We start from the raw sequence: 14,035 nt of genomic DNA, 5'->3' as shown, positions 1-14,035 counted from the left end.
CGAGGCGTTTATGTCAAATTCGGTCAGCGTCACCGACCAAAGCCAGGGAGATCGAACATGACCACGCAAGCACGTACCGACATTCTCAATCCAGACCGCCGTCAACTGTTGAGTCAAGCCGCGATGACCGCGGTCGCGGCAAGCGTGTCGAGCCTGCTGCCGCTGCATTCTGCGAAGGCCGGCGTGAGCGGGGCGGTCCGCCCGTTCCACGTCAGCGTGCCCGAGCAGGATCTGCTCGATCTCCGTCGCCGTCTCGCCGCGACGCGCTGGCCTGATCGTGAGATCGTTGCCGATCAATCGCAGGGCGTGCAACTGACGACGGTGCAGCAGCTCGTGAGCTACTGGCAGAACGACTACGACTGGCGCAAGATGGAGGCGCGGCTGAATGCCTTGCCGCAATTCGTCACCGAGATCGACGGCGTCGACATCCATTTCATTCACGTCCGCTCCAGGCACGAGAATGCCTTGCCGATGATCGTCACGCATGGCTGGCCCGGTTCGATCATCGAGCAGATGAAGATCGTCGGCCCGCTCACCGATCCCGCCGCACACGGCGCGACGGCGGCGGACGCTTTTGATCTCGTGATCCCTTCGCTCCCAGGCCACGGTTTCTCCGGCAAGCCGGCGGAGCTGGGCTGGGATCCCCAGCGCGTCGCGCGTGCCTGGATCGTGCTGATGAAGCGGCTCGGCTACAACCGCTATGTCGCGCAAGGCGGCGATTGGGGCAATGCCGTGACGGAGCAGATGGCAGTGATCGCGCCGCCGGAACTGCTCGGCATCCACACCAACATGCCCGCGACCGTTCCTGACGACATCGCCAAGGCGCTTCAGCCCGGCGGATCGCGGCCGTCGAACCTCTCGGCCGACGAGCGCTACGCTTACGATCAGCTCGATGACTTCTACAAGCACGGTCTCGGCTACGCGATCGAGATGTCCAACCGGCCGCAGACACTCTATGGCCTGGTGGATTCGCCGGCGGGCCTCGCGTCCTGGATGCTCGACCATGATGCGCGCAGCGCCGCAATGATCGCCCGGGTGTTCGACGGCAAGACGGAAGGGCTGTCGCGCGACGACGTGGTCGACAACATCGCGCTCTACTGGCTCACCAACACCGCGGTGTCGTCGGCGCGGCTGTACTGGGAGAACAAGCTGGTGTTCTTCGAGCCCAAGCACATCAAGATCCCGGTCGCCGTCAGCGTCTTCCCGGACGAGATCTACGCTGCGCCGCGCAGCTGGACCGAGAAGGCCTATCCGAGGCTGATGCACTACAACCGTCTCGACAAGGGCGGCCATTTCGCCGCCTGGGAGCAGCCCGCGTTGTTCTGCGCGGAAATGCGCACCGCCTTCCGACCGCTGCGTCAGTCGATCTGAGACCTGCGGGGACGCGCACTTCCGCGCGTTCCCTTCTTTCCCCACAGACCAGGAATCCAATCATGAACCGCCCCGAACGCACCTTCACGACCGACCAAATCCGCCTGGAACGTCGGCTGCCGTCGTATTGGCGTGTCACCTTCGACATGCCCCCAGTCAATATCTTCGGCCCCAAGCAGCTTCCGCTTCTTGATGACGTCGTCAAGGCGATCGAGACCGATCCTGAGGTGAAGGTCGTGGTGTTCGACAGCGCCGTCGAAGGCTTCTTCATCACGCATTACGACTTCCTCGCGCCGCTGGAGGATTCGCTTCGTATCCCGCCGGGGCCGACGGGCCTGCAGGCACTGCCCGACATGCTGGTGCGTCTCAGCCGCGCGCCGGTGGTTTCGATTGCCTCGATTAGGGGCCGTGCGACCGGCGTCGGCAGCGAACTGGCGCTGGCAAGTGATATGCGCTTTGCCAGCCGCGAAAAGGCGGTCCTGTCGCAATGGGAGGTCGGTGCGGGCCTGGTGCCCGGCGGCGGCCCGATGGCGCGGTTGCCGCGCCTGATGGGCCGCGGCCGCGCGCTCGAGGTTCTGCTTGGCGCCGACGATATCCACGGCGATCTCGCCGAACGTTACGGCTATGTGAACCGCTCGTTGCCGGATGCCGAGCTCGATGGCTTCGTCGAGGCGCTGGCCATGCGCATCGCGTCCTTCGACAAGGAGGCGATTGCCGAGACCAAGCGCCTCGTCGACGTTGCGAGCCTGCCACCGGATATCGAGATCAAGCCGGAATGGGACGCGTTCCTGGCCTCGCTCAGCCGCCCGGCAAGCCAGAGCCGCATCAAGGCGCTGATGTCGCGCGGCTTCCACCGCGCCGGTGATGTCGAGAACCGGCTCGGCTTCCATGTCGGACAGATCGGTAGCTAAAGCGTTTTCAAGCGAAGTGGATACCGGTTCGCGTGAAGAAAACGCGTCAAAGCAAGAATCAAGTTCCGTTCCGATTTTATCGGAACGGGATTTGGCGGAACTGCTGCGGCGCTCGGCCGGTTGGAACGGCGACAGGCAGTCGTGCCAATGTCGCTTTCGTACCGTACCGAGTGCCGGTGCTAAAAAAATCAACCAGGAGAATTGAGATGATCCGCAAGGCAACAGCAGTCTGGAAAGGCACCGGTCGCGATGGCACTGGTCAGTTATCGAGCGAATCCGGCGTGCTCGCCGCGACGCCTTATTCGTTCAAGACCCGCTTTGAGAACGAGAAGGGCACCAATCCCGAGGAATTGATCGCTGCGGCCCATGCCGGCTGCTTCACTATGGCGCTGGCCTTCGGCCTGCAACTCGCCGGCTTCACGCCGGACGAGCTCACGACTGAAGCTGCGGTCAGCCTCGAGCCGGAAGGCAAAGGCTTCAAGATCAGCAAATCGGCGCTGACGCTACGTGCCAAGGTGCCGAACCTCGACGACGCTGGTTTCGCCAAGATCGCGGGCGAGGCCGAGAAGAACTGTCCGGTGTCGAAGGTGCTCAACGCCGCAATCACGCTCGACGCGAAGCTGACGTAAGGCGCGCTCAATTTATGTCCATCTGGTTCTGCTTGGGGAAGCTGAGGTCGTCGAAGCTTTGGCCTCCACGAGAGGAACCGGATGGGCAAATGCCTGGCTTTCGACTGGGCCGCCGAAAGCATAGGATGCGACGGGTTCAGAACGGACAGACCGATCAATTGGGAGTGGAGATATGACAACGGAACGCGCAATTTTGGCCGGAGGCTGCTTCTGGGGCATGCAGGATCTGATCCGCAAGCAACCGGGCGTGGTCTCCACCCGCGTCGGCTATACCGGCGGCGCGGTGAAGAATGCCACCTACCGCAACCATGAAGGTCATGCCGAAGCGATCGAGATCACCTTCGATCCCGCCAAGACCAGCTTTCGGACCATGCTGGAGTTCTTCTTCCAGATCCACGATCCGACCACGCTCAACCGCCAGGGCAATGATTTGGGCACGAGCTATCGCTCGGCAATCTTCTATACCAGCGACGAGCAGAAGCGGATCGCCAAGGACACGATTGCAGACGTTGAGGCGTCCGGTCTCTGGCCTGGCAAGGTCGTGACCGAGGTCGCGCCCGCGGGCGAGTTCTGGGAAGCCGAGCCGGAGCATCAGGATTATCTCGAACGCTATCCGGACGGGTACACCTGCCACTTCATCCGCCCCGACTGGAAGTTGCCGCGGCGCGGGGCTGCCGCGGCAGGCTAAAGCTGGTCGTCGCTATTGCCGGGGAGAGCCATGGCTGAAATCCGCGAGATCATCGCCGGCATCCGCAGATCACATCGACCGCTTTTCGGGCCATCTCCCTCAGCTCGGAGCGGCGGGCGCCGGCACGGGCGCGAATGGCGATGGTGTGCATCGTGGCTGAAGCGAGAATGGCAAGCGCCGCCGGATCGGCGTCGCGCTTCAGTTCGCCCTTGTCCTGCGCGAGCCGGAAGCGGGCTTCGAAATCGGCATCTATCATGCGCAGTCCCGCCGCAACGCTGCTCCGGATCGCGGCATCTTCTGCGACTTCGGTCACCGCCGTCCCCACCACGAAGCAGCCGCGTGCGGCTCCCTTGCCGGAAAAGTAGATCGACAGCGCCGCGTCATAGGCCAGGATCAGCGCTTCGTCCAAGGGATGGTCCCCGGCGAGAGCCTCACGCGTCGCGGCAAGGCTGATCTCCCAATACCGCGCGAGGGCCTCGAGATAGAGCGCATGCTTGTTGCCGAACACCGCGTAGAGGCTCGGCGGACTCATCCCGGTCGCGGCAGCGACCTTGTCCAGGGAGGTACCGGAATAACCGGTCCTCCAGAACGTTTCCGTTGCCCGCTTCAAGGCCGTCTCTGCGTCGTAGGCCGGTGGGCGTCCCCGGCGCGCCGGGCTCGTTTCGCTCTTTTTCCGTGCCATATCGTCAGAACCCCGGTTGGCATGTTCCACACGCATATTTGTATGGATCGTTATAAAAATCAAGGTCGCGGACTTGATCGCCGCGTCGGGGTACAATATTTGTAACGAACGTTATTAAATAGATTGAACCCGAGGATCTTCCGATGCGTTTCGATTTCGCGCCAATCGCCGGCGGGCTCGGCGTTCGCAACAGCTTCCGCCCGAGCGACGCAGCCGCCCAATGGTTTGGGGCAGGGCTCGGCAAGCCGCTGCGACGGCCGCTGATGCTTGCGCTGCCGATGGCGGCGGCCGTGGTCGGCGCATTCATCTATCTGGCGCAGGAGCAATATGTCTCGACCGACGACGCCTTTGTGCGTGCCGCCAAGGTGACCATCAACGCGCGCGTTTCCGGCCAGGCGGTCGAGATAGCCGTGCGTGACAACGAGCGCGTCCGGCGGGGGCAGGTGCTGTTTCGCATCGACCCGGAGCCTTATCAAATTGCCGTCGACCAGGCCGAGGCGCGCCTCGGCAGTGCGCGGCTCCAGATCGAATCCCTCAAGGCGACCCACCGTCAGCAGCAGGCGGAGCTGCAGTCGGCCAAAGAGACGGCTACGTTCGACGAGCACGAATTCGACCGCAAGAGGATGCTGGTTGCCTCCGACTTCACGCCACGCGCGGTCTATGAACGGGCCGAGACGGATCTCAAGGTCGCTCGCCAGCGCGTGGCGTCGGTCGAGCAGCAGATCGCCACCACGATCGTCGCACTCAACGGCGAGCTTGAGGGTGATGTCGATCGCCATCCGGCAGTCCGCGCAGCCAAGGCACAATTCGACCGTGCGCGGCTGGATCTCTCCTACGCCACCGTGACGGCGCCGGACGACGGCATCGTGACCAAGGTCGACGATCTCCAGATTGGTGGCTTCGTCAATGCCGGGGCACCGACGTTCTCGTTGCTGTCGAGCCGGCACGTCTGGGTCGAGGCGAATTTTCGCGAGACCGGTCTCACTCATATGCGCCCTGGCCAGGAGGCGACGATCGACGTCGATGCCTATCCCGATCGCAAGTTCAAGGCACACATCGTCAGCATGAGTCCGGGGACCGGCTCGGACTTCTCGCTCCTGCCGCCCGAGAATGCGACGGGAAACTGGGTCAAGGTCGTCCAGCGATTGCCGGTGCGCTTGGAACTCGACGATCTCGATCCAAACCGGCCGCTGTTCTCAGGCATCAGCGTGACGGCGCGGGTCGATACAGGCCATCGCCGCAGCTGGGCGCATCTGCTCCAACCGGCGCTTGCGATGGAGGGCAAATGAGTACGCCCCTCCCATCGTCCACGGCGCCCGGCGGTCATCACGCGATCGCCGCGGCCGCCCTCATGGCGACCTACATGCAGGCCGTCAACATCTCGATACCGAACGCGGCGCTACCCCATATTCAGGCGACGCTCTCGATGGCCAATGACGAGGTCGGTTGGGTGTTTTCCTCGTATATCGCGGCGAGCGCCGTGACCATGTCGATCACGCAATGGCTGGCGGGACGCTACGGTCGGAAGGTGGTCTATCAGGCCGCCGTCACGATCTTCGTGTTGGGTCTCGCGCTCGACGCGCTGGCGACGACGTCGATTCAGTTCGTGCTGGCGCGAATCCTCCAGGGCGCGGCGAGCGGACCGCTGGCACCGCTCTCGCTGGCGATCCTGCTCGAGGCGACATCGCCGGTGCGACATGCGCGCATGAGCCTGGCGTGGACCGTCTGCTCCCTACTCGGCATCAGCAGTGGCCCGGCCATTGGCGGCTGGCTCAGCGAATATTACGGCTGGCCCTCGATCTTCTATTTCAGCCTGCCGATGACGGGCTTCATTTTCCTGACGATGGCTCAGCTGCTCCGCGAGAAGCGGGCGGAGCGGAGCCGGTCCTTCGACTTCTTCGGTCTGACGACGTTCTCCGTCGGCATGATCGGGTTGCAGATGTTGCTCGACCGCGGGGAGCGCCTCGAATGGTTCGCCTCGACGGAAATCTGGATCGAGGCGGGCGCCTCCGTGCTCGGCTTCTATCTCTTCATCGTGCACGTCATGACGACAAAGGAGCACTTTCTCCGCACGGCGCTGTTCAGGGACCGCAATCTCGTGCTCTCGACGGTCATCTCCTTCGCGCTTGGCTTCGTGCTGCTGCCGACCCTGGCCTTGACGTCCCCGATGCTGGAGGAATTGCTCAACTACCCCGTCGACACCACCGGATACATGACCGTTCCTCGCGGCGTCGCGCTGGTGGGGGCGCTGGTGCTGACGAGCCTGGTCCCGGCGCAGATCGACTACCGGCCGTTCCTCGTGGGTGGAATGACGCTGGTGGTCTATGCCAACTGGCTGATGCTTGGCTATTCACCGGCGATGGATTGGCGGCCGGTCGTCGAGGCCGGCCTGCTCCAGGGAGCGGGTCTCGGCATGTTGCTGCCCGCGCTCGCCAGGGCCGCGTTCGGCACGCTCGATCCGAAGCTCCGCCCGGAAGGCAGCGCGCTGATCAACCTGTCGCGCCTCTATGGCAGCACCATTGGCATCGCGGTCGTCCAGCTCTTCTTCTACGCCAACACGCAGGCTGTGCATGTCGCACTCGCAAAGAACCTCACGCCCTATCGTGTCGCCGCTTACGTCGGGGGCTCGGTCGGCAAGCCGGGTCTTGCGGCCCTCAACGGCATGGTCACGCGTCAGGCGGCGACCGTCGCGGTCATCGACCAGTTCGAGATCCTGATGTTCGCCATGCTCGTCATGATTCCGCTCGTGTTTTTTCTCCGTAAGCCGCGGCCTACCGGTTAACGCCTGGAGTCGTGGAATGACATCGCATCGTCAATTTCGAATACCTCGTCCCTTACTTTTGAGGGAGCTGAGGGCAAACAAAGGAGCATCAGCATGACAACGTCGGATTCGCTTCGTTATACGAGAATTCTAACTCATCAATCCGGGACGATTCCCGCGGTGGGATTTGGCACGCTCATTCCGGATCCGCTCGTGACCAGGCGGGCCACCAAGGCTGCATTGGAGGCCGGATTTCGACATCTTGATTGCGCGGAGCGCTATCGCAACGAAGAGGCGGTCGGCGATGCGCTGCGGGAGGCATTCAAGGCGGGGACGCTTCAGCGCAAGGACCTGTTCGTTACGACGAAGCTATGGAACACCAATCATCGGCCGGAACGGGTCAGGCCTGCCTTCGACGGCAGTCGCCGGCGGCTGCAACTCGACGAGATCGATTGCTACATCATCCATACGCCCTTTGCCTTTCAACCCGGCGACGAGCAGGACCCGAGGGATGAGCACGGTCGGGTCATCTATGATTCAGGGGTTACGCTGGCGGAGACATGGGGGGCGCTGGAGCGCCTCGTCCACGAGGGGCACTGCAAGTCGATCGGTCTGTCGGACATCACCCTGGACAAGCTGCGCGAGATCGTTTCGATCGCGCGGATCAGGCCCGCCATGGTGCAAGTCGAATCGCATCCGTATCTTCCCGAATGGGACCTGCTCGACTTCTGTCGAGAGCACGGGATTGTCTTGCAGGCGTTTGCAGCGCTGGGACACGCCATGAAGCCGAACGTGCTAGCCGATCCGGTGATCACTGCCATCGCGGAGCGCTTGCACAGGACGCCGGCTCAAATTGCGCTGGCGTGGGCGGTCCAGCGCGGCACCGCTTTCCTGACGACTTCGACCAATTCCCGGCGCATCCAGGAAAACTTCGATATTTCGGCCTTGCCCGAAGACGCCATGCGAGAGATGAGGGACCAGATTACGACAAACATCAGGTTCAACACGGTCGTCGAGACCGGCGTGCCCGGATTCATTCCGCGGGCCGGATGAATCGGCGCCGGTCAGCCGACTCGTCAAGCCCGGAGCTGCTCGATCAGATCGTGGGCGCTGCGGATCTCGGCAATGCCGGCGCCCTCGGTGAACGGCCCGCATGCGCGTTGCAGAATTGCCAAGGCCTCCGCGCTCTGGCCGGCCCCGATCATGTACCGCGCCAGGCTGACCGCGCTTCGCAGCTCCCAGAAAAGCGCGCCTTGCTGGACGGCAATGTCCATGGCCTCGCGAAAGCGCGCCTCGGCATCCTCTGAATGCCGGGCGTTCCTGAGCATCAACTCTCCCTTGATGCGGATCAGCTCCGGCAGATACCAGAGCTCCTGCCGGTCGTTGCAGCGGGTCAGGACATCCTCGATCACGTCGAGCCCGCGATCGACCTGGTCGGCCTCTCCGGAACACGCGGCGAGCTCGCCGAGCAAGGGCAGAAAGCGCGGCAGGAAGCGCGCATCGCCGGCGCGATTGAGCTCCTCGCGCAGCAGCGGCAGGCCGGTCGTGACGTCGCCGCGCCTGACCATGACTGCGGCGTTGAAGGCCCGTGCCCACAGGCCCCACAGCCGGATGGCGTGGCGCTCGGTGTGTTCGAGCAGCTCGATGCCGTGACGCTCGGCGGCGTCGAAATCGCCGGACCAGAAGGCGATCGGGCAGGCGGCTTGTCCGAGCACGCTGCAGAATGTCAGCGCGTGGCCGTTGGCGCGGCCTTCCTCGATGTTTCTGGCGGTGAGGGCCTGAGCCTGATCGGCCAGACCCTGAAGCCACAGGATGCGAGCTCGAAAATATTGCGTCGATATTCTCAGATCGAGCGGGAAGATTTTCGGCTTCTCCGCCAACACATGCAACGATGCATTGACCCGGTCGATGCGCAGCCGAGCCTCGTTCTGATCCCCGAGATAATGCAGCGCGACGGCCATCAGCCGGTCGCCCAGCATGACATCGGTCCTGTCGGGCGAGTTCGCGGCTGCGTTCGCAAAGCGATCGGCGAGCGCACGGGCCTTGCCGAACTGTCCGTTATTGAACTGGTCGATGCACAAGCCCCAGAGCGCGCGCAGCCGGAAATCCTTGTCGTCGAGCCTGTCAGCCAGCTCGAGGGTCGTCTCGAGGATCGGCCGCGCCTCGCGCGCGCGGCCTTCGCCATACATCAGCGACCATCCGAGCGCCGACAGCAGCTGCATGCGGATGCGGTCGTCGTCGGCGGTGTCTCCGAGCGCCGCGAGCGCCGTTCTGCTGCGCTCACGGCATTCCGCGAACAGCGAAAGACGCACCCACAGCGTGACTGCGGCCGACGTCAGCGCGATCCCGAGTTTCGGCTCGCCGTCGGGCCCGAAGGCCCAGTCCAACGCCGCGCGCACATTGTCCAGCTCCGCGCCATACATGCTCAGCCATTCGGGCAGCGGCGTCGAAATATCGGCCTCCGCGCGCTGGAATAAATCGCGAAAATGCTCGGCATGACGCCGCGCGAACTGCCCGGCTTCGCCGAGCTCGTTGAGTTTTCCGTATGCATAGGTGCGCGTGGTGTCGAGCAGCCGATAGCGCAGCGTCCGCGAGCCGGACGGCGAAATCAGAGACTTGGTCACCAGGCTGTCGATTGCTTCGAGGGTCTCGGAGGCGTTGAGGCCGTCACCCGACGCGACCGCCGCAGCCGCCTCCGGCGCGAAAGGCCCGGCGAAGACCGACAGGCGTCGCAGCGTTGCGCTCTCCGCGGCAGGCAGAAGGTCGTAGCTCCAGTCGAGCGCCGCAGCGAGTGTCTGGTGCCGCGGCACGGCGGTGCGTCGGCCGCGCCATTGCAGCGAAAAGCGGCTGTCGAGCAGGGATGCCGTGCCGGCGATGCCGTAAGCATTGACGCGGCCCGCCGCGAGCTCGATTGCCAGCGCGATGCCGTCGAGGCGCCGGCAGATGCTCGCGACGAGGGGGGCCTCTTCCGCGCTGAGCTGGAACGGGCCCGAGCTCTGCGCAATGCGCTCCACAAAGAGCTGAGCCGCAGGGTAGGCAAGGACCTCGTCGACAGCAAGCCCTTCGCGCTCGGGCGGACAGTCCAGCGGGAACAGCCGGAAAATTCGCTCGCCTTCGCTCCGGAACGACTCGCGGCTGGTTGCGAGAACACGAAGCTGCGGTGCTTCGCGAACGATGCGCTCGACCAGCGGCGCCAAATGATCCAGCACATGTTCGCAACCGTCGAAGATCAGCAGGGCCGGGTCGGTCTTCAGAAACGTCAGCAGGGCCGGCGTCGGATCCTCCGCGCTGATGGTCAGTCCGAGCGCCGAAGCAATGGTGGTCGCGATGTGACTGGCATCCCTCAGCGGACCGAAATCGACAAAGAAGACTCGCCCGCCGAAATCCTGGGAGCGGCGATGCCCGACGGTGACGGCGACCGAGGTCTTGCCGATGCCGCCCGGGCCGACGACGGTCATGAAGCGATAGAGCGAAAGTCCGTTCGAGATCTTCTCGATGACACCTTCCCGGCCGACCATCCTGGTGAGCTGAGCGGGCAAGGAGCGGGGAGGGGCGCTTTCGGCCGGGAGCGGGGCGGCCGGAGGAGCTGCTTGAGCGAACGAGGCGACAAAGCAATAGCCGCGGCCGGGCACGTTGACGACGTAACGCGCCGACTTGCCGGTGTCGCCGAGCGCCTTGCGTAGCGCTGCGACATGGAAGCGCAGGCTACCCTCGTCGACATTGACGCCGGCCCAGATGCGCTTGACCAGCTCTCTCTTGTCGACCACTTCTCCGGGGCGTCCGGCAAGGAAGATGAGAATGTCGAGCGCGCGGCCGCCGACATGAAGCGGCGAGCCCTCCTTCTCCAGGAGCCGGGACTTCGGAAACAGTCGAAATGGCCCAAAGGAAATGGCCGAATCTTCGCTACGATCTGGCACGCGCCATCGCCCCCTCGAAGGGAGTCAAAAGGTATTACTTTCTGATCTAACAGAACGAGGCGTACAGTAAACCGGTCGAAAGCAGTGGGCAGGGCTGACAGCCCTGCGCGGACGGATGGCTCGCCGAAATAATGCTTGTGAAATAAAGAGTTAGGCCGACATGACAATGCGATGACGCCGGGGCACGGCCGGATGGAGCATTGACTGTGATGCCGGATTGCTGCGATGGCATGGTCCGGGAGCCGGTCCCGCCACCACATTGACTGCCGACTTCCGGAATTTCCAGCATGGCCTCTTTCACGCGGCGACAATTGGTGCACGCGTTGTCGGGCGCAGCGGCGCTCGCCGCGCTTCCCCGCAGCGGACAAGCCGCCGACTATCCGTCTCGTCCCATTCGCCTGGTGATTCCCTACGGAGCCGGCGGATCGGGTGACCAGATCGCGCGCCCCTGGGTGGACAGGATGCCGTCGCTGCTCGGGCCGACCTTCGTCGAATATATCGGCGGCGCGGGCGGCGCCATCGGGACCGCGGCGGTCGCGCGCGAGGAGCCCGACGGCTATTCGCTGCTGCTCGGCAACGGCAGCACGCAGGTCATCATTCCCATGACGGCGGCAAATCCCGGATATTCCGTTGGCGATTTCCGCGCCATCTACCGGCTGATCAACAGCGCGCTGGTTTTCGCCGTCAATCCTTCGGTGCCTGCCGCAAACCTGCGCGAGTTGATCACCTATGCGAAAGCCAATCCAGGAAAGCTGTCCTATGGCACGCCGGGGATCGCCACCGGAAACCATCTGGTCGGCGAATCCTTCAAGCAGCAGGCCGGCGCGCTGGACATCGTCCACGTGCCCTATCGCGGCATCGCGCAGGCGACCAACGACCTCGTCAGCGGCCAGATATCGCTCGTCATTGCCGTCATGTCCGTTCAATTGCAGCAGCTGGCCCAAGCGGGAAGAGTCAGGCTGCTTGCGGTCACCACCGAAACGCGGCTGAGCGGCGCGCCGGAGATCCCGACCGCCGTCGAATCCGGCATGCCCGGCATCCGGTATGAGGGATGGTTCGGTCTGTTCGCACCCAAGGACACCGACGATGCGATCATCGACCGGATCGCGCAGGCGACGCGGCTCGCCATGGCCGATAGGGCGCTTCTGGCGAGCTATCGCGCCCAGGGCATGGAGCCGGACAACGATTCAAGCCCGGACAAATTCCAGCGCATCGTCGAGGCCACATCCGCAAGCCTCGCGCCCCTGATCAAATCGATCGGGCTGATCAATTTGTGAAGCCGCTCAGGCATCGGCGCGCGTGACAATGCGCGCCGTCAGCGTGACGAGGCCCATCAGCGCGGTCAGGAGCCAGAACGCCACCGGCAATCCGCCAAGACGTGCGATGAAGCCGACACCGGCGGGGCCCACGAGAACGCCGGCGTAGCCGGCGGTCGTGATCGCCGCGACGGCGAGGCCCGTTGGCATCACCTTCTGCCTCGCCGCTCGGCGGAACAGCACCGGCACGAGGTTGGATGCGCCGAGGCCGATGAGTAGGAAGCCGCCTATGGCGACCGCCACGACGGGAGCGGTGAGCAGGACCACGAAACCCGCGATCGCAATCAGGCTGCCCCAGAACAATGTCGTGCGGTCTCCGATGCGCGCGACGACGGCGTCGCCGCCGAGCCGCCCAATCGTCATCGCGACCGAGAACACGATGTAGCCGATCCCGCCTTGCGCTTCGGAAACGAGACCCGCGCCGATGACGAGCAACGCGCCCCAATCGAGCATCGCGCCTTCGACGAGGAAGGTGATGGCGCAAAGCAGCGCGAGCAGGAGCACGGCGCCATGCGGCAGCACGAACAGCGGTCCTTCCTGCACCTGCACGGAGCGAAGCAGCCGCGGCCAGGCCCCAAGCATCGCGATCAGCATCAGGACGGAGCAGATCAGCGTGCAAGCGAGCGCGCCGAGTTGCAGCGAGAGCAGTGCGGTCATGAGCGCGGCCCCGGCGAAGCCGCCGATACTGAACAGCGCGTGGAAGCCGGACATCAGCGGACGTCCCGCGGCGCGCTCCACCTCAACCGCGTGGATGTTCATGGCGACATCGATGGAGCCGAGCGCGGCGCCGAATGCGAGGAGTGCCAGCGCCAGCATCGCGGGCGAGTTCGCGATTGTCAGCAGAGGCAGGACCAGGGCAAGACCGATCCCGCCCGCCATGATGATCGGCTTGCTGCCATAGCGCGCACTCAGCACGCCGGTCAGAAGCATCGCGACGACCGAGCCGATGCCGAGGCTGAGCAGGAGCAGTCCGAGGATGCCGTCGTCGACGGCGAGCCGCGCCTTCGCGAACGGCACCAGTGGTGCCCAACACGCCATGCCGAAACCCGCGACGAGGAAGGCAAGTCTGGTCGCAAGGCGTGTCGCTGGCCTGTCGGCAGAAGACATGGGAACTCCGGGAAGGGGGAATCAGGGCAGGGGCAATCGACAAGCCCCGCAATTGTCGCGTCTTTATGTCCGCGGCGGACTCGGATTGTCGCAGGCGGCCCCCGGGCGGCCGCAAGCGGACACCAGGCCTTTTGGCTCGTCACCGGCATCTCGGCGCGCCGGTGGGCTGCGCCGTCGGGCGAAACACCTTGACAGCCCGACCCGCACCGGTGTCAAGCCGCACTGATGAAAATATTCCGCTTTACCGAAATTCGGAAACGGCGTATGTGTTGGCCATCCCGGCTCATCCTTGAGGGGCGATCTTGTGGTCGTCATGTTCGCGAGCCGGGCTTGCGGTGGACGCGGCAGCGTTCGGGTGCGAGAGGTGTGGGCAGGGCGGATTGCTCTCCGTGAGCCCAAGGCTTCGTTCCGACGAGCGGCGCTGCTAGGCTTCGTCTCGTCTGTAAGTTTCCGGCTCCGTCGACAGGGCTGGGAATACTGCGGCGAAATGGCGGGCCGTGCGTACGGCAAAACCGTGTGGTCCTGGCCGTCGTTGCTACGGTCAAGCTCTGGCGAATGCGGCATCTGCGTCAACCGGCGCGGTGCCGGTGACTTTCGTTGGGGCGAGGGAGGCCAAAGAGAACTCGGCTCCCGGGAGAGCACGGCATAAGCCG

General features: G+C 64.2%; 11 protein-coding genes. 8 read left to right on the top strand and 3 right to left on the bottom strand.

Annotated elements, in window-relative coordinates:
- Positions 1-57 precede the first annotated feature (57 nt).
- From IVB50_RS07435 to msrA, 4 genes are all read left to right on the top strand, one after another.
- On the top strand, positions 58-1,371 hold the full coding sequence (locus tag IVB50_RS07435) for an epoxide hydrolase family protein (protein ID WP_018460342.1): 1,314 nt from the start codon (positions 58-60) through the stop codon (positions 1,369-1,371).
- A gap of 62 nt (positions 1,372-1,433) precedes the next feature.
- Positions 1,434-2,282 (top strand): enoyl-CoA hydratase/isomerase family protein, encoded by an 849-nt coding sequence (locus IVB50_RS07430; protein WP_018460341.1) that lies wholly within the window; start codon positions 1,434-1,436, stop codon positions 2,280-2,282.
- Between the two features lie 206 nt (positions 2,283-2,488).
- Positions 2,489-2,911, top strand: a complete 423-nt coding sequence (locus IVB50_RS07425) for an OsmC family protein (protein ID WP_018460340.1) — start codon at positions 2,489-2,491, stop codon at positions 2,909-2,911.
- Positions 2,912-3,083: 172 nt separating this feature from the next.
- A complete protein-coding gene (gene msrA / locus IVB50_RS07420) occupies positions 3,084-3,599 on the top strand; it encodes a peptide-methionine (S)-S-oxide reductase MsrA (protein ID WP_026234007.1) in 516 nt (171 codons plus the stop codon).
- A gap of 49 nt (positions 3,600-3,648) precedes the next feature.
- Here msrA and IVB50_RS07415 read toward each other — a convergent pair whose 3' ends face one another.
- On the bottom strand, positions 3,649-4,377 hold the full coding sequence (locus IVB50_RS07415; RefSeq protein ID WP_245288575.1) for a TetR/AcrR family transcriptional regulator: 729 nt from the start codon (positions 4,375-4,377) through the stop codon (positions 3,649-3,651).
- Positions 4,378-4,424: 47 nt separating this feature from the next.
- Here IVB50_RS07415 and IVB50_RS07410 point away from each other — a divergent pair, with 47 nt between their 5' ends.
- The 3 genes from IVB50_RS07410 to IVB50_RS07400 all read left to right on the top strand — a co-directional run bounded on the left by IVB50_RS07410 (position 4,425) and on the right by IVB50_RS07400 (position 8,095).
- A complete protein-coding gene (locus IVB50_RS07410) occupies positions 4,425-5,570 on the top strand; it encodes an HlyD family secretion protein (protein WP_018460337.1) in 1,146 nt (381 codons plus the stop codon).
- The gene (locus IVB50_RS07405) at positions 5,567-7,063 is read left to right on the top strand and encodes an MDR family MFS transporter (protein WP_085361028.1); all 1,497 of its coding nucleotides are present in this window, start codon (positions 5,567-5,569) and stop codon (positions 7,061-7,063) included. Before IVB50_RS07410 ends, IVB50_RS07405 begins: the two co-directional genes overlap by 4 nt.
- Positions 7,064-7,156: 93 nt before the next feature.
- Positions 7,157-8,095: an aldo/keto reductase gene (locus tag IVB50_RS07400; RefSeq protein WP_247295121.1), complete on the top strand. Its 939-nt coding sequence runs from the start codon at positions 7,157-7,159 to the stop codon at positions 8,093-8,095.
- A gap of 23 nt (positions 8,096-8,118) precedes the next feature.
- On the opposite strand, the gene IVB50_RS07395 is transcribed toward IVB50_RS07400, so the two are convergent.
- Positions 8,119-10,959 carry a winged helix-turn-helix domain-containing protein gene (locus IVB50_RS07395; protein ID WP_247295119.1) on the bottom strand — a complete coding sequence of 947 codons (2,841 nt, stop codon included), beginning with the start codon at positions 10,957-10,959 and terminating at the stop codon, positions 8,119-8,121.
- Positions 10,960-11,246: 287 nt separating this feature from the next.
- Here IVB50_RS07395 and IVB50_RS07390 point away from each other — a divergent pair, with 287 nt between their 5' ends.
- Entirely contained in the window at positions 11,247-12,236 is a 990-nt protein-coding gene (locus tag IVB50_RS07390) for a tripartite tricarboxylate transporter substrate binding protein (RefSeq protein ID WP_018460333.1), read from the top strand.
- 6 nt (positions 12,237-12,242) lie between these two features.
- On the opposite strand, the gene IVB50_RS07385 is transcribed toward IVB50_RS07390, so the two are convergent.
- Positions 12,243-13,382, bottom strand: coding sequence for an MFS transporter (locus IVB50_RS07385; RefSeq protein WP_026234004.1), 1,140 nt, complete (start codon positions 13,380-13,382; stop codon positions 12,243-12,245).
- Between the last annotated feature and the right edge of the window lie 653 nt (positions 13,383-14,035).

The sequence above is a fragment of the Bradyrhizobium sp. 87 genome, assembly GCF_023073015.1.
Taxonomy (GTDB): Bacteria; Pseudomonadota; Alphaproteobacteria; order Rhizobiales; family Xanthobacteraceae; genus Bradyrhizobium; species Bradyrhizobium canariense_D.
This window is presented reverse-complemented; position numbering and strand designations above follow the sequence as displayed.

Bases quoted from the DNA above. Each gene is read 5' to 3' on its own strand.
- IVB50_RS07435 (WP_018460342.1), top strand. From the start codon at position 58: ATGACCACGCAAGCACGTACCGACATTCTCAATCCAGACCGCCGTCAA.
- IVB50_RS07430 (WP_018460341.1), top strand. From the start codon at position 1,434: ATGAACCGCCCCGAACGCACCTTCACGACCGACCAAATCCGCCTGGAA.
- IVB50_RS07425 (WP_018460340.1), top strand. From the start codon at position 2,489: ATGATCCGCAAGGCAACAGCAGTCTGGAAAGGCACCGGTCGCGATGGC.
- msrA (WP_026234007.1), top strand. From the start codon at position 3,084: ATGACAACGGAACGCGCAATTTTGGCCGGAGGCTGCTTCTGGGGCATG.
- IVB50_RS07410 (WP_018460337.1), top strand. From the start codon at position 4,425: ATGCGTTTCGATTTCGCGCCAATCGCCGGCGGGCTCGGCGTTCGCAAC.
- IVB50_RS07405 (WP_085361028.1), top strand. From the start codon at position 5,567: ATGAGTACGCCCCTCCCATCGTCCACGGCGCCCGGCGGTCATCACGCG.
- IVB50_RS07400 (WP_247295121.1), top strand. From the start codon at position 7,157: ATGACAACGTCGGATTCGCTTCGTTATACGAGAATTCTAACTCATCAA.
- IVB50_RS07390 (WP_018460333.1), top strand. From the start codon at position 11,247: ATGGCCTCTTTCACGCGGCGACAATTGGTGCACGCGTTGTCGGGCGCA.
- IVB50_RS07385 (WP_026234004.1), bottom strand. From the start codon at position 13,382: ATGTCTTCTGCCGACAGGCCAGCGACACGCCTTGCGACCAGACTTGCC.